The organism is Aeromonas salmonicida subsp. salmonicida, from assembly GCF_001643305.1.
In the GTDB taxonomy this organism is placed as follows: Bacteria; Pseudomonadota; Gammaproteobacteria; order Enterobacterales; family Aeromonadaceae; genus Aeromonas; species Aeromonas salmonicida.
Map to the genome: position 1 here is coordinate 39,612 of NZ_LSGW01000032.1, position 18,279 is coordinate 57,890.

Annotated in this window: 12 protein-coding genes and 1 pseudogene; 3 read left to right on the forward strand and 10 right to left on the reverse strand. The window is 61.5% G+C overall.

Features of this window, described 5'->3' with window-relative positions:
• Nucleotides 1–179 precede the first annotated feature (179 nt).
• The 3 genes and pseudogenes from AXW79_RS02375 to AXW79_RS02385 form a co-directional block, all read right to left on the reverse strand.
• A complete protein-coding gene (locus AXW79_RS02375; RefSeq protein WP_011898857.1) occupies nucleotides 180–1,988 on the reverse strand; it encodes a M3 family oligoendopeptidase in 1,809 nt (602 codons plus the stop codon).
• 154 nt (nucleotides 1,989–2,142) lie between these two features.
• A pseudogene (locus AXW79_RS02380) lies at nucleotides 2,143–3,920 on the reverse strand (M3 family oligoendopeptidase).
• A gap of 180 nt (nucleotides 3,921–4,100) precedes the next feature.
• Nucleotides 4,101–5,018: a DUF808 domain-containing protein gene (locus AXW79_RS02385; RefSeq protein WP_005310445.1), complete on the reverse strand. Its 918-nt coding sequence runs from the start codon at nucleotides 5,016–5,018 to the stop codon at nucleotides 4,101–4,103.
• Between the two features lie 211 nt (nucleotides 5,019–5,229).
• Between AXW79_RS02385 and AXW79_RS02390 the strand changes: the two genes are divergently transcribed.
• Entirely contained in the window at nucleotides 5,230–5,832 is a 603-nt protein-coding gene (locus AXW79_RS02390) for a DUF924 family protein (protein ID WP_005310443.1), read from the forward strand.
• Between the two features lie 260 nt (nucleotides 5,833–6,092).
• On the opposite strand, the gene purL is transcribed toward AXW79_RS02390, so the two are convergent.
• Entirely contained in the window at nucleotides 6,093–10,010 is a 3,918-nt protein-coding gene (purL, locus tag AXW79_RS02395; RefSeq protein ID WP_005310441.1) for a phosphoribosylformylglycinamidine synthase, read from the reverse strand.
• A 150-nt stretch (nucleotides 10,011–10,160) separates the two neighbouring features.
• Here purL and mltF point away from each other — a divergent pair, with 150 nt between their 5' ends.
• Both mltF and AXW79_RS23160 read left to right on the forward strand, forming a co-directional pair.
• Nucleotides 10,161–11,651 carry a membrane-bound lytic murein transglycosylase MltF gene (gene mltF, locus AXW79_RS02400; RefSeq protein ID WP_011898859.1) on the forward strand — a complete coding sequence of 497 codons (1,491 nt, stop codon included), beginning with the start codon at nucleotides 10,161–10,163 and terminating at the stop codon, nucleotides 11,649–11,651.
• A 176-nt stretch (nucleotides 11,652–11,827) separates the two neighbouring features.
• Nucleotides 11,828–11,974 (forward strand): hypothetical protein, encoded by a 147-nt coding sequence (locus AXW79_RS23160; RefSeq protein ID WP_011898860.1) that lies wholly within the window; start codon nucleotides 11,828–11,830, stop codon nucleotides 11,972–11,974.
• 30 nt (nucleotides 11,975–12,004) lie between these two features.
• Here AXW79_RS23160 and AXW79_RS02405 read toward each other — a convergent pair whose 3' ends face one another.
• The 6 genes from AXW79_RS02405 to ispG all read right to left on the reverse strand — a co-directional run bounded on the left by AXW79_RS02405 (nucleotide 12,005) and on the right by ispG (nucleotide 18,279).
• Nucleotides 12,005–12,238 carry a zinc ribbon domain-containing protein gene (locus tag AXW79_RS02405; protein WP_005310438.1) on the reverse strand — a complete coding sequence of 78 codons (234 nt, stop codon included), beginning with the start codon at nucleotides 12,236–12,238 and terminating at the stop codon, nucleotides 12,005–12,007.
• Nucleotides 12,239–12,342: 104 nt separating this feature from the next.
• On the reverse strand, nucleotides 12,343–13,842 hold the full coding sequence (gene der, locus AXW79_RS02410) for a ribosome biogenesis GTPase Der (RefSeq protein WP_005310436.1): 1,500 nt from the start codon (nucleotides 13,840–13,842) through the stop codon (nucleotides 12,343–12,345).
• 74 nt (nucleotides 13,843–13,916) lie between these two features.
• Nucleotides 13,917–15,101: an outer membrane protein assembly factor BamB gene (gene bamB, locus AXW79_RS02415; RefSeq protein WP_005310434.1), complete on the reverse strand. Its 1,185-nt coding sequence runs from the start codon at nucleotides 15,099–15,101 to the stop codon at nucleotides 13,917–13,919.
• A complete protein-coding gene (locus AXW79_RS02420; RefSeq protein ID WP_005310432.1) occupies nucleotides 15,094–15,744 on the reverse strand; it encodes a YfgM family protein in 651 nt (216 codons plus the stop codon). Before AXW79_RS02420 ends, bamB begins: the two co-directional genes overlap by 8 nt.
• A 3-nt stretch (nucleotides 15,745–15,747) precedes the next feature.
• Complete coding sequence (gene hisS / locus AXW79_RS02425; protein WP_005310430.1) at nucleotides 15,748–17,025, reverse strand: histidine--tRNA ligase; 1,278 nt, start codon at nucleotides 17,023–17,025, stop codon at nucleotides 15,748–15,750.
• 138 nt (nucleotides 17,026–17,163) lie between these two features.
• Nucleotides 17,164–18,279, reverse strand: coding sequence for a flavodoxin-dependent (E)-4-hydroxy-3-methylbut-2-enyl-diphosphate synthase (ispG, locus tag AXW79_RS02430; RefSeq protein WP_005310427.1), 1,116 nt, complete (start codon nucleotides 18,277–18,279; stop codon nucleotides 17,164–17,166).

The window sequence follows — 18,279 nt, forward strand, 5'->3', positions numbered from 1 at the left end:
CAAGTGGCTGTGCCATGGGGCAGCAAACGATTGCCCACCACGGTTGTTCAGTACCACACGGCAGCCCTCTTTATCAGCCATGAACAGCCCCACGCCCTGCACAGCATCATCTGTGGGAAACCATGAAAAAACCGCCGGGCAGACACACTGCCCGGCGGCTTTTTACGCGGCAAAGCCCCCTAGCAGCAGGTCTGCTCGAAGCGATCCACCGCCGCCGCCACCAGCGCCATGCTGCCCTGCCAGAAGGCAGCTTCGCGGATATCCTGACCCAGGTGTTTTGCCACCAGATCTTCGGCGCTCATGCGGCCGGTATCGCGCAACAAGGCGCGATAAGCCTGCGCCACATCCGTTTCCCCTGCCGCCTGACGGCTCATCAACTGCTGATAAACACCCAGACTGAACAGATAGCCAAACAGGTAGGGGTAGTTGTAAAAACCGAGCCCGGCGATGGAAAAGTGCGCCTTGGCTGCCCAGAACAGAGGGTGATAACGCACCAGACTCCCCTCATACCAGCGACCCCAGGCTTCATCCGTCATCGTCTTTAGCCGCTGTGCCGACACATAGCCCTGCGCCCGCTCCGCCACCAGCGCCTGCTCGAAGTCGAATCGGGCCGGAATGTTGACCAGGAAGGTGGCGGCACCGTCGGCTTCGGCCCAGGCGATGGCCTGCTGCTGCTCCGGCGTCTGCGCCTGCTCGAACAGGGCGCTGCGCACCAGGGTTTCGGCAAAGATGGAGGCGGTCTCCGCCAGCGTCATGGGGTAGCTGCGTTGACTCATGGGCAGATCGCGAATGAGCCAGTTGTGCCAGGCGTGACCCAACTCGTGAGCGAGCGTGATGACGTTGTCCATGGTGCCGGCATAGGTGATAAAGACTCTCGGCTCCACCGGCTCGGCAAACTTGGTGCAGTAGGCACCAGTGCGCCGGTTCGGGGTGGGCGCCGCATCAATCCAGCCCTTCTCGGCCATCATGCGGGCAAACTCCCCCATCTCGGGATCGAAACGGGCAAAGGCCGCGGCTATGATCTCGATCGCCTCTTCAAACGGGATCTCGCGACTGCTGGCCGCCGGGGGCGGAGCAAACAAGTCTTCCGGCCCCGGATCTGTGATGCCAAGCTGCCGGGCCATCAGCCCCAGCGCCCGCTGGCCCAGACCCCGCGCGTTATACGTCTCGGCCATAAGCGTATCCAGGGTGGTACGCTCGATATGGCTCTGGTGGCAGGAGAGATCCAGCGCATCGAGCACACGCTGCTTGCCGCGCTGGCGCGCCAGCTCCAGCCGCCAGCCATTGAGGGCATTGAGGATGGCGGCCACCGTCTCCTGCTCCCCTTCCCAGCCGGCACTGATGGCATCAAAGGCCTCGCGGCGCAGGGCCCGTACAGGGCTGGAGAGCAGATTGCTTGCCTCGGCCAACCCCATCTCGCGACCGTCGATAACGAGGCGGATCTTGCCCACCAGATCGTTATAGAGGTTGCCCCAGGCGTGCAGGCCATCGGTACCAAGGCCGATCACCAGCTGCTCCGCCTCCACCGGCAGACGCTGATCCCGCAAGCGGCGCTCATGGCGCAGTCGGTACGCCTCTTCTCCGAGCAAGGGATCCTGCATCAGCCGCTCAAACTCGGGCTCGGGCAGTCCCAGCATCAGGTCTTCGACCGGCGCCTGTGTCTTGAACAGATCGGCGTTGAGGGCGCGGGCACGGGAGGCCAGCTGCTTGGCGAGCGGATCGCAGGCATCCTGACTGCCCTTTGATGCCGCCAGCACGGCGACGTTCCAGCCGATATTGCGGATCCGCTGGGCCCGCAGGCGCACTTCCCGCAAAAAATCGGGCAAGGCGTCGGTATTGCCCAATACCTGCTCAAGACCGTCGATAAAACCGGCAAGCCCGGCGAGGTTGGCACGGGCCAGGCTCATGTCCGCTTCCAGCTCGGGGCAGTCGAGGGCGGGATAGATATGCTGGTTGTGCCACTGCTGTGGGTAGACTCTTTGTTGCATCAAACGCTCGTCATCAATATCAGGGGGCAGAGGCTGCCCTGGGTGAAATGCGCATGGCCGGGCCGCTGCGGGCCCGCCACGAAAGAAACAGGGGCCGCCGGGGCGCCCCCGAACGGCCGGTCTGATCAGCCAATGCGATAGACGGGCCAGCCCGTCACACCAGTCGCTCGAGGCGCTCGACCGCCTCCTCCACATAGCGCAGGCTCTCCTGCCAGAAGGCGGGTTCGCGAATGTCGACCCCCAGGTGTTTCTCCACCAGATCCTCGGCGCTCATACGACCCGTGTCGATGAGCAGCGCGCGATAGGCGTGGGCAAACTCGCCCCCGGCCCGCTCCTTCTGGGCATAGAGCCCCAGGCTGAACAGATAGCCGAACAAGTAGGGATAGTTGTAAAACCCGAGTTCGGTGATGGAGAAGTGGCCCTTGCTGGCCCAGAACAGCTCGTCGTACTGGCTGAGGGTGTCACCATAGCACTGCTGCTGCGCGGATTTCATCATCTGCCGCAGCTGGCTTGCCCCCACATAGCCTTGCTCCCGCGCCGCCACCAGGGTCCGCTCGAAGGTGAAGCGGGCCGGAACGTCGAGCAGCAGGCTGGCGGCGCGCTCCCCGTCCAGCCAGGCGATGGCCCTGCGCTGCTCCATGTTGTCGGTGGCGGCCAACAGGGCATCACGCACCAGGGCCTCGGCAAACAGGGAGGCGGTCTCGGCCAGCGTCTTGGGGTAGTCGCGCTGCTCCAGCGGCAAGTCCCGCAACAGCCAGCTGTGCCAGGCGTGCCCGAGCTCGTGGGCCAGGGTGATGAGGTTGTCCATGGTGCCCTCGAAAGTGAGAAACACCCGAGGCTCGGGAGGATAGGCATATTCGGTACTGTAAGCACCGCTGCGCCGGTTTGCGCTGGGGCTGCATCAATCCAGCCCTTCTCGGTCATCATGCGGGCAAAGGCCTCCATTTCAGGGTCAAACCCGGCGAAGGCATCGGCCACCAGGGTCAGTGCCTGCTCGAAGCTGAGCAGGGCCGAGGGCGCGGCGGGCGCAGGGGCATAGAGATCCCAGGGGGCAAAATCGGTGATCTGCTGGGCGCTGGCCATGGCGCGCAGGGCTCGCCGTCCCAGCGCTTTGTGGGCGTCAGCCTCGGCCATCAGGGTATCCAGGGTGGCGCGCTCGATATGGCTCTGATGGCAGGAGACATCCAGCGCATCGAGCCGACGCGTCTTGCCACGCTGGGCGGCGAGTTCGTTGCGCCAGCCGTTGATGGCGTTGAGGATGGCGGCTACCGTCTCCTGCTCTGACTGCCAGGCGGCCTGGATGCCGTGCCAGGCGCTGGCACGGCGCGCGCGATCCGGGTGAGCCAGCAAGTTGTCCGCCTGGGCCAGTCCCATGGGCTCTCCGTCCACCACGGGCCTGAGTCGGCCCACCAGACTGTCGTAGAGAGCCCCCCAGCCTTGCAGTCCATCCACCGAGAGCCCCTCGATCAGCTGCTCGCTCTCGAGCGACAGCCGTTGATCCTGCAGGCGGCGATCATGACGTATGAGGTAGGCAAGCTCGAACAGCTCGGCATCCTGCAGCAAGGCTCGAACCTGCCGCTCGGGGGCACTTGCCCAGAACAGGGTCACCGGCTTGCTGAGCTGGGCCAGGCTCGCCTGCAACTGCTGGCCACGGGATAGCAGCACCTTGGCCGCTTCGTCGCAACCATTGCGACTGAGCCGGTTGTAGGCATAGGTCTGGCTGTTCCACACCAACCGGTTCACGTCGGTCCAGCAGGCTCTGATGGCCCGCAGCAGGTGGCGCAAGCCATTGATATCAGTGGTTTGAGGGAGCTCGTCCAGCAATTGACTCAAGGTCGTCAGCGTATGGCGGGCCTGATGAAAATCGGCGTCGACCGCCGGGCAGTCGGGGGTGGCATAGATGTGATCATCCAGCCATTTGGGTGGGTTCATAATGGTCCTTGTTTGTTTGCATCCATGTCATGTGACCCAGCCTCTATGGGCTGGTGCCAGTTCGGATAGTACGAAGGGGGCCGGCACTTGCCTAGCCCCCATCCGAGTCAACAAACAGGACAAACAATCATCTGTGCGACGGCCTCTATCGGCCGGGAACCAAGAGTGGACAAGCCGCCGTTATCTGGCGGGTTTGAGTTTGCTCACCAGTGTCATCGCCAGCACCAGCAGCAGACCTGCCACCACACCGGCCACGGCGTTGAGCAGGGTTGGCGTGATGGCGGCCAGCACTGTACCCACTGTTGGCAAGGTGGCAAGTGCCCCGGCAGCGCCTTCTATCAGGTGATGGGCGAAGGGCCAACCGTGCACCAGTATGCCGCCCCCCACCATGAACATGGCAATGGTCCCTACCAGCGCCAGCAGATGCATCAAACGGGGCGCCGTCACCAGCAGCCCCTGCCCGACTGCGCGGCGCAAGGCGCTGCCGTCGGACTTTTGCAGCAGGTGCAGACCTATGTCGTCGAGTTTGACGATAAGTCCCACCAGACCATAGACCCCCACCGTCATCAAAAGCGCTATGCCTGCCACCACGGAGATCTGCAAACCCAGACTGCTGCCTTGCACAGTGCCGAGCGCGATCACGATGATCTCGGCGGAGAGGATAAAGTCGGTGCGAATGGCCCCCTTCACCTTCTGCTGTTCAAAGGCCACCAGATCGTCGGGAACAACCTGGCTGCTCGGCTCACCTTCTGCTGCATCGTGTGGCAACAACTTGTGGGCCAGCTTCTCCGCCCCCTCAAAGCAGAGATAGGCGCCCCCCAGCATCAGCAAGGGGGTAATGAGCCAGGGCACCAGGGCACTGATGGCGATGGCGGCAGGCACCAAGATCAGCTTGTTGCGAAACGATCCCTTGGCCACCGCCCACACCACAGGCAGCTCCCGCTCTGCCCGCACACCGGAAACCTGCTCGGCATTGAGGGCAAGGTCGTCCCCCAGCACGCCGGCCGTCTTCTTGGCCGCAACCTTGGTCATCAGCGCCACGTCATCGAGCACGCTGGCAATATCATCGAGCAGGGCCAACAAACTGGTTCCGGCCATATCAGGCATTCCTCATATCAGTGGAAAAATCCCCTCGGGCATGCAGGCCATCTCGCCGGGCAGGCGCCACAGGCGCATGCCGACCAGAGGGGGTTCCTCATTTCGGGTAAAAGATGGCACAGTGTAACGAGAAGCTGCCATTTCGGCAGCTACCACATCAGGGTCAATTGACCTTGTTTTCCTCCCAGACCCTCTGATCCAAGGAGTTCCCATGCAACCCTGGCAGCCTCTGCTCGATTTCTGGTTTGGCGATGATGCCGACGATGCCACCCGTGCCGCGCGGCAAGCCCCCCTCTGGTGGGGAAAAAGCCGCGAAACCGATGCGCTGATAGCCAGCCTCTTTGGCGAACTGGCCGAGGCAGCGGCCGCTGGCAGCCTGGCCCAATGGGCCGAGGTACCCGTCGGTCGGTTGGCACTGATCCTGCTGCTGGACCAGCTGCCGCGCAATGTACATCGCGGCACACCCGGCGCCTTTGCCCGGGATCCCCATGCTCGCGACCTCTGCCTGAAAGGATTGTCTATTGGAGCAGACAGGGCGCTCTCCCCGCTGGCACGGGTCTTTTTCTACCTGCCGCTGGAGCACGCCGAGTCTCGCGAGCAGCAAGCCAGGAGCGTAACCCTGTTCGAGGCGCTGGCGGCCGAACAGTCCACAACCCCGGCCCAAGCAACCTTCGAAGGGTTTGCCGACTTTGCCCGCCGCCATCAGGCGATCATCGAGCGCTTCGGCCGCTTCCCCCATCACAATGCCATACTGGGTCGCGCAGACACGCCACAAGAGGCCGATTTTTTGCAGCAACCCGGCTCGGGTTTTTAGTCCATGAAAACCACGTCATAGAGAAATGGCTCACCAAGCCGGGATACCATGCGCCAAGATCCATTGCTCCCTGCGCCCGATGCACAAAATCCGAAACCAGCCCGGTTGGTTCCGGATTTTTTATCTGCATCGAACCAACGCTCGTCTCCTCCACTGATAGCAGGGATGCCCACACTGAACATGCCTGCACCACGCCTCCGCCAATAAAAAAACCGGCCAAGTGGCCGGTTTTTGATGCGCTGCAGCGTGGGTGACGAGGTTTAACCCAGTCGTACACGGGCGTTGCGGAACATCCGCATCCAAGCGCCATCCTCACCCCAGTTGTCCGGGTGCCAGGAGTTGGCCACGGTGCGGAACACCCGCTCCGGGTGCGGCATCATGATGGTGGCCCGGCCATCCGTGGTGGTCACGGCGGTAATGCCATCCGGCGAACCGTTCGGGTTGGCCGGGTATTGCTCGGTCACCTGACCACGGTTGTCGACAAAACGCAGACCCACAAGACCACTGGCTTGCAACGCGCTCAGGTGAGCGGCGTCGCGCACCTCCACTCGCCCTTCCCCATGGGAGACGGCAATGGGCATCACTGAGCCCGCCATGCCAGCGAAGAAGGCGGACGGAGAGTCCTGCACCTCCACCAGGCTGAAGCGCGCCTCGAAGCGCTCGGAGCGGTTGCGCACGAAGCGCGGCCACAGATCGGCCCCCGGGATCAGGGTGCGCAGGTTGGACATCATCTGGCAGCCGTTGCACACGCCCAAGGAGAGGGTATCGCCACGCTCGAAGAAGCGCTGGAACTGCTCACGGGCGTTGTCGTTGAACAGGATGGACTTGGCCCAGCCCTCGCCAGCCCCCAGTACGTCGCCGTAGGAGAAGCCACCACAGGCCACCAGGGTCTGGAACTCTTCCAGCTTGATCCGGCCAGAGAGAATGTCGCTCATATGGACGTCGACAGCGGCAAAACCGGCACGATCGAACGCAGCCGCCATCTCCACATGGGAGTTGACCCCCTGCTCGCGCAGCACCGCCAGACGGGGGGAGACCCCCTTGGCGATATAGGGCGCGGCCACATCCTCGGACGGGTTGTAGGTCAGTTTGGCCTGCAGACCCGGGTCGGTGGCATCCTGACGAGCAGCATGTTCCTGATCCGCGCACTCGGGGTTGTCGCGCAGACGCTGCATCTGCCAGCTGGTCTCACCCCAGAGGGTACGCAGGGCGGTGCGGCTGGCACGATACACTTCTGTACCCGCGCGCTGCAGTGTGATGAGGTCCCCCTCGCGCACTGTGCCCAGCACATGGGAGCAGGCAGCCAGGCCGTGACCGGCCAGCAGTGTCATCACGGCTTCCTTGTCGTCGCGACGCACCTGAATGACGGCGCCCAGCTCCTCGTTGAACAGAGCAGGCAACAGCTCGCCACCGATGCGGTCCAGCTGGATATCGAGACCGCAGTGACCGGCAAACGCCATCTCGGTCAGGGTGACAAACAGGCCGCCGTCGGAGCGGTCGTGGTAGGCGATCAGCTTGCGATCGGCCACCAGCGCCTGAATGGCGTTGAAGAAGCCTTTCAGTTGTACCGGATTGTCGAGATCCGGCGCCTTGTCACCCAGCTGACGGTAGACCTGAGCCAGGGCCGAGGCGCCGAGGCGCTGCTTGCCGTTGCCAAGGTCAATCAGGATAAGGTCGGTCTCACCCAGATCGGTACGCAGTTGCGGCGTCACCGTGTTGCGTACATCTTCCACCCGGGCAAAGGCGGTGATGAGCAGGGAGAGCGGCGAGGTGACGCTTTGCTCCTTGCCATCTTGCTGCCAGCGGGTCTTCATGGACATGGAGTCCTTGCCCACTGGTATGGTAATGCCAAGGGCCGGGCAGAGCTCTTCACCCACCGCTTTCACCGCCTCATAGAGACCGGCATCTTCCCCCGGATGACCGGCAGCGGCCATCCAGTTGGCCGAGAGCTTGACCCGCTTGAGCGATCCAATGTGGGTCGGCGCCAGGTTGGTCAGGGCTTCGGCTACCGCCATACGGGCGGATGCAGCGTGGGAGAGCAGCGCCACCGGAGTGCGCTCGCCCATGGACATGGCTTCGCCGTGGTAGCTGTCGTAGGTCGCCGCAGTAACGGCGCAATCGGCCACCGGGATCTGCCAGGGACCGACCATCTGATCGCGGTTGACCAGACCGGTCACGCTGCGATCGCCGATGGTGATGAGGAAGGACTTCTCCGCCACTGTGGGCAGACGCAGTACCCGTTCGGCTGCATCGTTCAGCGTGATGCCGTCCAGTTGCAGCGGCTTGCCCTGAGCTGGCAGGGTAGTGACATCGCGGTGCATCTTGGGCGCCTTGCCCAGCAGCACGTCCAGCGGCAAATCGATGGGCTGGTTGTCAAAGTGGCTGTCAGAGAGGGTGAGATGCTTCTCTTCGGTGGCGGTACCGATCACGGCATAAGGCGCGCGCTCACGCTCGCACAGTGCCTTGAACAGGGGCAGCTTGTCCTGCGCCACCGCCAGCACGTAACGCTCCTGGGATTCGTTGCACCAGATCTCCAGCGGGCTCATGCCCGGCTCGTCGCTCTGGATGGCGCGCAAATCGAAACGGCCACCGCGCTCACCGTCATTGACCAGCTCCGGCATGGCGTTGGAGAGACCACCCGCCCCCACGTCGTGAATGAAGACGATGGGGTTGGCATCGCCCAGCTGCCAGCAGCGGTCGATCACCTCCTGACAACGACGTTCCATCTCGGGGTTGTCGCGCTGCACCGAGGCAAAGTCAAGATCTTCGGCTGACTGACCGGATGCCATGGAGGAGGCTGCGCCGCCACCCAGACCGATGTTCATGGCCGGACCACCCAGCACTATCAGGGCCGCCCCGACCGGGATCTCCCCTTTCTGAACATGATCGGTGCGGATGTTGCCGATGCCGCCTGCCAGCATGATGGGCTTGTGGTAGCCACGCACCTCGACGCCGTTGTGGCTCGGCACCTCCTCTTCGAAGGTACGGAAGTAACCGAGAATGGCCGGGCGACCGAATTCATTGTTGAAGGCGGCGCCGCCAAGCGGCCCCTCCTGCATGATGTCAAAGGCGCTGACGATGCGGCTCGGCTTGCCGAAATCCTGCTCCCAGGGCTGTTCGAAGCCGGGAATACGCAGGTTGGAGACGGTAAAGCCCACCAGACCCGCCTTGGGCTTGGCACCACGGCCGGTTGCACCCTCGTCGCGGATCTCGCCGCCGGAGCCAGTAGCCGCTCCTGGGAAGGGGGAGATGGCGGTCGGGTGGTTGTGGGTTTCCACCTTCATCAGTATGTCGACCTGCTCCTGATGATACTGGTACTCACCACTGGCAGGGCTCGGGAAGAAACGGCCACCCTGGCTCCCTTCCATCACGGCGGCGTTGTCTTTATAGGCAGACAGGACATGATCCGGCGTCTGCTCGAAGGTGTTCTTGATCATCTTGAACAGCGACTTGGGCTGCTGCTCGCCGTCTATGGTCCAGTCGGCGTTGAAAATCTTGTGACGACAGTGCTCCGAGTTCGCCTGGGCAAACATGTAGAGCTCGATGTCGTTGGGGTTGCGACCCAGCTTGGTGAAGTTCTCCACCAGGTAGTCAATTTCGTCATCGGCCAGCGCCAGACCCAGCGCCACGTTGGCCTCTGCCAGCGCCTGGCGACCACCACCCAGTACATCCACCTGGGTGAAGGGACGCGGCGCCTGGTGGGCAAACAGGGCGCTCGCCTCTTCCATGTCGGTAAACACCACTTCCATCATGCGATCGTGCAGCAGGGCTGCGACCTCATTGCGCTGGGCTGCGCTCAATTCACCCTTGGTCTGCACGTAATAGGCAATGCCGCGCTCCAGCCGCTTGACCTGGGTCAGGCCGCAGTTATGGGCGATGTCGCTTGCTTTGGAAGACCAGGGGGAGATAGTGCCGGGACGGGGGGTAACGAGAAACAGCTGACCGCTGGGGGTGTGTTCAGGAATGGTCGGGCCATAGCGCAGAAGCTGGCCCAAGGTCGCTCGCTCGGGCGGCGACAGGGGGGCCGACAGCTCGGCAAAATGCACGTATTCCGCGTAAACGCTCTCTATCTCTACTCCGCTCTCTACTCCACTCGCCGTTGCCATCTGTGCAAAGCGTTGCAACAGTTTTTGGATACGAAACTCAGACAGTGCAGGCGCACCTCGCAAGATTTCCATATGACCTTTCTCACCAAGTTTTAAAGTGTGGGGGGATTTGAGACGCGCGTATTATAGGGATCTGGCTCACGCCGGACAAACGTTTTTCTTGATTTACCGAGTGTGACTCGGTGCACACTCTCTGGTATAAAGGTCCCTCTTTTCTGACAAATGCCGATTTTTTCAACAAGGGTACTCACCTACTTGCGCTGCATTTTTCGACTGTTTATCGGGCTGATGTTGCTGCTGACCCTGGTCGGCTGCGACTTCTACACCCCCTCCAGCCAGCTGGAACAGATCCGCCAACGGGGCGAGATCCGGGTTGGCACCATCTATGGCTCCACCTCTTATTACCAGCGTGACGACCTCGCCCAAGGGTTCGATTACGAGCTGGCGAAGAGCTATGCCGACTGGTTGGGGGTCAAGCTCACCATAGTCCCCGTCTACTCCATCGCCGAACTGGTCGAGCTGCTTGAGAAAGGCAAGCTGGATCTCGCCGCCGCCGCCATCGTCGTCACCCCGGAGCGGCGGGCCCTGTTTCGCTTCGGCCCCGGTTTTTATCAGGTCTCCCCCAAGCTGGTGTATCGCTATGGCTCGCCCAAGCCAAAGGACATTGGTGATCTGAAAGGCTCCATAGTGGTACCGGCAGGCTCCACCGGTGAGGATCTGCTCAGGGAACTGGCCAAGGAGTACCCCGGGCTGAAATGGAGCACCAACCGGGACGCCGACGTGGAGGAGCTGCTCAAGCAGGTGGCCGACGGCAAGATTGACTATACGGTGGTGCAGGACACAGTGCTGGCCCGCACCCAGCGCTACTACCCCGAGCTCACCGAGGGGCTGACGCTCTCCAAGAACCAGACGGTGGCCTGGGCTATGACCAAGCTGCCCGACGACAGCCTCTACGCCAGCATCATCGACTTCTTCGGCCAGCGCTTCATGGATGGCGCCATCGCCAAGCTGGACGAGAAGTACTTCGGCCATGTACAGAACTTCGACTTCGTCGACACCCGCACCTTTTTACAGCGGGCCAAGAGCCTGCTGCCCAAGTATCAGGATCTGTTCAAGACTCATGCCCGCATGGTGGACTGGCGCCTGCTGGCGGCCATCAGCTATCAGGAGTCCCACTGGGACCCGCAGGCCCGCTCCTACACAGGGGTGCGCGGCATGATGATGCTGACCGAGCCCACCGCCAAGGCGATGGGGGTCAAAGACAGAACTCATCCGGCGGAGAGCATCGAGGGTGGCGCCCGCTATCTGCAACATATGATGGAGAAGGTGCCTGCCTCCGTGCCCACCGATGAGAAGGTGTGGTTTGCCCTCACCGCCTACAACATCGGCTATGGCCACATGATGGATGCCCGTCGTCTGACCAAGGAGCTGGGCAAGAACCCCGACGCCTGGAGCGATGTGAAAGAGGTGCTGCCCCTGCTGCAGCAGGCACGCTGGCACCGCAAGGTCCGCTACGGCTACGCCCGTGGTGGTGAGGCTCGCAACTACGTCAACAACGTGCGCCAGTACTACCAGAGCCTGCTCTGGCTCGACAACGAACAGCAAAAAGCACACAGACGTGAAGAGCTGGATGAGGACGACAGCAGCGAGCCACAAAGCACAGAGCGCCCCACCGTCATCGCCGAAGTGGTCAAGCAGATCACACTGCGTTGAGCCCTTGTTGATAGATTTGTTTTCCGGGTGAGTTCTCTGTTACCATCCAGACAGACCGGAGCCTGTCCGAAATTGTTTTTATCGCTTTATTTCATCAAGTTAACTACTGGTAGACAGCATTTTCGGATAGGCTCCATTCGTAGTACCAAATGGCCACCCAATGGGAGGAGACCAAGATGCGAGCTCGCAGAAGAACCACTCTGGTCAGAAAAGCCAAGAGCGCCTGGAGCCCCAGACGCAAACTCAAGCTCAATGACATCAAACGCAAGATTTGGCGCAGAAACCGCTCCTACACCTTGCTGATAGCAGAACACACAGCATAAACCCGGCATTTGCCGGGTTTTTTTATTCTCTTATGGTTGCGCGGCCGGGGTCGCCTCAAAGATCACCGACCGCTTCGATACCAGGCAGTTGCAGTGATTGCAGAAGTAATCCACAGCGCCGCACGCCTTGAGTCGCTCCAGCTCCTGCTGGCAGCCAGAACACAAAGCCCGGACTCGATAACGGGCCTGACACTGGCTACAAATCACCTCGCGGCTGCGGCTGTCCAGCGCTGTGTGGCAGGCAGGGCAAATCAGGGAATTCATACTCGACTCCTCTCAAAGTGGATCTGCGGTGGGCCAACCCACAGCAGATCCCCCTCGCCTCTTCCCAAGAAAAAACGGCTGCCGGTGAGGGCAGCCGCTGGGCCTTATTTCTTGGTTTTGGCCTTGAGCAGGCGCTTGCGTTGACGCTCCTGGCTCAGGGTCATGGTGTTCTTCCGACCCTCGAACGGGTTGGCAGACTCCTGGAACTCGACCCGGATCGGGGAGCCCATGATCTTGAGCGACTTGCGGAAGTAGTTGATCAGATACCGCTTGTACGAATCCGGCAGGTCATTCAACTGGTTGCCGTGGATCACGATACGGGGCGGGTTGTAACCACCGGCGTGGGCATATTTGAGCTTGACGCGGCGACCGTTCACCATGGGCGGCTGGTGATCTTCCTGCGCCATCTGCATGATGCGGGTCAGCATGGCGGTACTGGTACGGCGGGTGGCGGACTGGTACGCCTCCTGAATGGATTCGAACAAGTGGCCGACACCGCTGCCGTGCAGGGCGGAGATGAAGTGAACACGGGCGAAATCGATGAAGCCCAGGCGTCTGTCCAGCTCGTTCTTGACGTCCTCTTTCACCTTCTGATCCAGGCCGTCCCACTTGTTCACCACCAGTACCACTGAGCGGCCTGAGTGGAGCACGAAGCCGAGGATGCTCAAGTCCTGATCCGTGATGGTCTCCTGGGCATCGATCACCAGCAAGCAGACGTTCGCATCTTCAATGGCCTTGAGGGTCTTGATGACGGAGAACTTCTCCACCGTCTCGTGCACCTTGCCACGACGACGCACACCGGCGGTGTCGATGACGACGTACTTCTGCTCGTCACGCTCCATCGGAACATAGACGGAGTCGCGGGTGGTGCCCGGCATGTCATAGACGATGACGCGGTCTTCACCCAGCATGCGGTTGGTCAGGGTCGATTTGCCGACGTTGGGGCGACCGACGATGGCAAACTTGATGGGCAAGTCGGCGAACGGGGTCTCCTTGGTATCTTCCCTGGTATCGAGATCACCGGCGGCTACCATGCGCAGCAGGGCTTCTTCGTCGAAGTCCTCCTCTTCTTCATCCTGCGCATCTTCTTCGGCAGCGGCGTCGACCAGGGTTTCCAGGTGGGGAGCCAGGGCCAGTTCCAGCAGGCTCAGCACGCCACGACCGTGGGCGGCCGCGATCTGGTAGACGTCGCCCAGTGCCAGGCAGTAGAACTCGGACACGGCGGAATCACCGTCGATGCCGTCGGTCTTGTTGGCCACCAGAAACACCTTCTTGTGGGTCTTGCGCAGATGCGCTGCGATAGCCTGATCGGCTGCCGTCAATCCTGCGCGCGCATCCACCATAAACAGCACCACATCGGCTTCTTCGATGGCCAGCAGGGATTGCTCGGCCATCTTCAGCTCGATCCCCTCTTCGGTGCCATCGATACCGCCGGTATCAACCACGATAAATTCCAGCTCGCCCAACTTCGCCTGACCGTATTTACGGTCCCGGGTCAAACCGGGGAAGTCGGCCACCAGGGCATCCCGGGTACGGGTCAAGCGGTTAAACAGGGTGGATTTCCCCACGTTGGGGCGGCCCACCAGGGCTACTACAGGAGTCATAAAAGCCTCATTCTCAAGACGACAAAGGCTCCGGGTCCGAAGACCAGGAGCCGGATATTCACATTAGCGGACGATCAGGGACGCGGGATAGCGTACAACTTGCCGCCACGGCTCTGCACATACAGGGTGTCACCGTCCACCAGGGGGGCGGCGTAGAGACCACTGCTGTCGAGCTGCTGCATGGCCTTGATGGTACCGTCGGTACGATCCAGCCAATACAGGTAACCTTCCACATCGCCGACCACCACATAGTCACCCAGGATGACAGGGGCCGTGACGGTGCGATTTTCCAGCTGGGTATTGGACCACAGCTCAAGCCCGTTGCGACGGTCGACCGCAAACAGATGGCTGCGGCTGTCGGTCAGCACGATGGCATTGCCGGTCACCGCCATGTCGCGGTAGCCGGAATACTTGCGCTTCCACACCTCGTCACCGGTCATCAGCTTGCGTGCCATCAGCTGGCCATTATAGGCGATGGCATAGAGCTCATCGCCCGCGATCAACGGCGTTGCATCCACGTCCACCATGCGATCCAGCTCGGTCGCACCGCGCGGATCCGCCACCTTGGACTGACGCACCGGCTGACCGTTGCTCAGCAAGGCTATGCCCACCTTGCCATCAGCGCGGCCATAGAGCACGGCGCCGTTGGTAATGACGGGAGCACCTGCGCTGCGCAGGGTCAGCGGCGGCTGCTCTTCAGCCAGGGTCCACTGCAACTTGCCTTCATCGGTATCGAGGGCCACCAGACGACCGGATGTCGTCAGCACCACCACACGACCGTCTTCGACGGCGGGGCTGGCCACGACTTCACCCGGCACAGTGGTCTGCCACAGCACTTCCCCGTTCTCTTCGTTCAGGGCGTAAACCACCCCGTTCTCGGATCCGAGGAACAGCTTGCCATAACGGGCAACCAGGCCGCCGGAGAGACGGGCACTGCGCTTCTCGGCGTTGACCGGCAAATCGGCCAGATCCACGCTCCACAACTCTTTGCCGCTCGCACGATCAAAGGCTGTTACGTCGCCATCGCGGGCTGCGGCATAGATGCGCTCCTCTTCCACCACCGGCTTGAGCTGGGAGTAGAAGTCCCCGATGCCATCGCCGACAGACGAGGACCAGGCGGTATCAGCGGTGAAGGCAGATTCAACCACGGGCAAAGGCGCCATGGGGTTGAGATCTTCTTCCGAGCTGAACAGGGAACACCCCTGCAGAGCGAAGGAGACTGCCGCCCCCAAGGCCACCATTTTGAACAAATTACGCATCCGGAGCACCACCCGTGGTCACGGCTGGCAGCGCCAGATCGTCCATCTTCAGCTTGAGCTCGGCGCTGCCCTGCAGACCACCGGCATCAGCCGCTGCCTGATAAGCATCGCGGGCCTCTTCGGCCTTGCCCTGCTTGTAGAGTATGTCGCCACGCACTTCCGCCACCTGGGCTTTGAAGGCATCGTTGTTGATCTTGCCAAGCTGGGTCAGGGCCTCGTCAGCCTTGCCCTGATCGTTCAGTACCCGGGCCAGACGCAAAGCAGCGATGGGACGAATGCTCTCATCGCCATTGCTCGCGACCTGAGTCAGCTGTTCGGCAGCCAGATCCAGCTTGTTCGCCTTGACGGCAGCCGCAGCCAGTTGCAGGGCAGCCAGCTCGGCATAAGCCTCACCCTTGTGATCAGTGATGAAGGCTTGCACCTGTTCGAAGGTGGCAGCATCACCCTTGGCCAGCTGGGCCGAGATCTCGTTGTAAGCCTGGGAGGCAGCTTCCTGATTGGTGAGCTGATAGTCGTTGTAATAGCGCCAGCCAAAGAGTCCGACCAGACCGATAACAGTTCCTGCGAGCACCGAGGTTCCGTTCTCTTTCCACCAGCTCTTGATGACCTCAACCTGTTGTTCTTCGGTGGTATAAACTTCCACTGCTTAGTCTCCTTTGGCTGCCAGCAGGGCAATGGCGGCGTCGACCGTGACGGTCTGTTGCTCAGCCTGGCCACGCAGATATTTGATGGTGATCTCCCCGTTTTGCACCTCGGTCTCGCCAAGGATCAGGGCAATGGCCGCGCCGCTCTTGTCGGCACGCTTGAGTTGTTTCTTGAAATTGCCGCCACCGCAGTGGCTCATCAGGCGCAAATCCGGCAGGGCATCGCGCAGACGCTCTGCCAGCTGGAAGCCTGCCTGCTCGCTACCCTCACCCACCATGGCCAGATACACATCCACCGCAGGACGGATATCGGCATTGAGTTCAAGCGTTTCGAGCATCAGCACTAGACGTTCCATGCCCATGGCAAAGCCCACGGCCGGAGTTGCCTGACCACCGAGCTGCTCCACCAGACCGTCGTAACGGCCACCGGCACAGACAGTCCCCTGGGCACCCAGGCTGGTGGTGACCCACTCGAACACGGTCAGGTTGTAGTAGTCAAGACCCCGAACCAGGCGCTCGTTCACTTCATATTTGATGCCGGCAGACTCGAGCAGGCGTTTGAGCCCCTCGAAATGGGCCAGACTCTCTTCCCCCAGATGGTCGAACAGGCGCGGAGCCTTCACCAGAATGGCCTGTACTCTCTCATCCTTGGAGTCGAGCACCCGCAGCGGGTTGCTGTACATGCGGCGCTGGCTCTCTTCGTCCAGTTGATCCTTGTACTGCTCCAGATAGGCTACCAGCGCATCGCGGTAAGCGGCGCGCTCACTGCTCTGACCGAGCGTGTTGAGCTGCAGGGTGACGTGATCGCTGATGCCGAACAGACGCCACAGACGATGGGTCAGCATGATGAGCTCGGCGTCAATATCTGGCCCGTTGATGCCAAACAGCTCGACACCGAACTGATGGAACTGGCGGTAACGGCCCTTCTGGGGACGCTCGTGACGAAACATGGGGCCCATGTACCACATCCGGCGTTCCTGGTTATAGAGCAGGCCGTGCTCGATGCCGGCACGCACGCAGCTGGCTGTCCCTTCCGGACGCAGGCTCAGGCTGTCGCCGTTGCGGTCCTCGAAGGTATACATCTCTTTTTCGACCACATCGGTCACTTCACCGATGGCACGCTTGAACAGATGAGTCTGCTCGACGATCGGCATGCGTACTTCGCTGTAGCCATAGCTGGCAACCACCTGGCGCAGTATCTGTTCTACTTTCTGCCATACCGGGCTCTGCTCCGGCAGGCAATCGTTCATACCGCGAATAGCTTGGATCTGTTTTGCCACGTTGATACTCGAGAAAAGACGTGAAATTTGGCCGCATTATAGGGATTTTCGACCCCGAGGTAAAATCAGGGTGTTCCAAAGCGGGATTTAAAATCAGCAACCTAAAGACGGGGCCACCCTAGGTGGCCCCACATTGGCTCAACCTTTATCCACCTGGATCTGGTTGGCTGGATCCAGCATGGCCGCCCGGGCACGAATACGGCGCTCCAGGATCGGGATGAGATCCTTGTTGTCGAGCCGGTCGACCCGCTGGCCCCCCTCGTAGAAGGCGCTCTTGTTGGCCGCTCCCGCCAGCCCGAGATCAGAGACCAGCGCCTCACCCGGACCATTCACCACACAGCCGATGATGGAAACATCCATCGGTGTGATGATGTCTTCCAGCCGCGCTTCCAGGGCATTGACGGTGGCGATCACATCGAACTCCTGACGGGAGCAGGAGGGACAGGCGATGAAGTTGATGCCGCGGGAACGGATGCGCAGGGATTTGAGGATATCAAAGCCCACCTTGATCTCTTCCACCGGGTCGGCCGCCAGGGAGATGCGGATGGTATCGCCGATGCCATCCGCCAGCAGCATGCCGAGCCCGACGGCGGATTTCACCGCGCCGGCGCGAAAACCGCCCGCTTCCGTGATGCCAAGGTGCAGCGGCTGCTCGATCTGCTTGGCCAGCAGGCGATAGGCACCGATGGCCAGGAAGACGTCAGACGCCTTGACGCTCACCTTGAAGTTATCGAAGTTGAGGCGATCCAGGTAGTCCACATGGCGCATGGCTGACTCGAGCAAGGCCTCCGGGGTCGGCTCGCCGTACTTCTCCTGGATGTCTTTCTCCAGAGAACCGCCATTGACGCCGATGCGGATCGGGATGTTGTAGTGGCGCGCGCAATCGACCACGGCACGCACCCGCTCTTCGTTGCCGATGTTGCCCGGGTTGATGCGCAGGCAGTCTGCGCCGTACTCGGCCACTTTCAGGGCGATGCGGTAGTCGAAGTGAATATCGGCGACGATGGGAATGCGGGTCTGTTGCTTGATGAGCCTGAAGGCTTCGGCCGCTTCCATGGTGGGTACCGAGACCCGGACTATGTCGGCGCCGACCCGCTCGATCCGCCGGATCTGCTCGACGGTGGCGGCCACGTCCGTGGTTTTGGTGTTGGTCATGGTCTGCACAGTGATGGGGGCATCACCCCCAACCGGCACGTTACCGACCATGATCTGCCTGGACTTACGACGAATAATGGGAGATTCGTGAGCGGACAT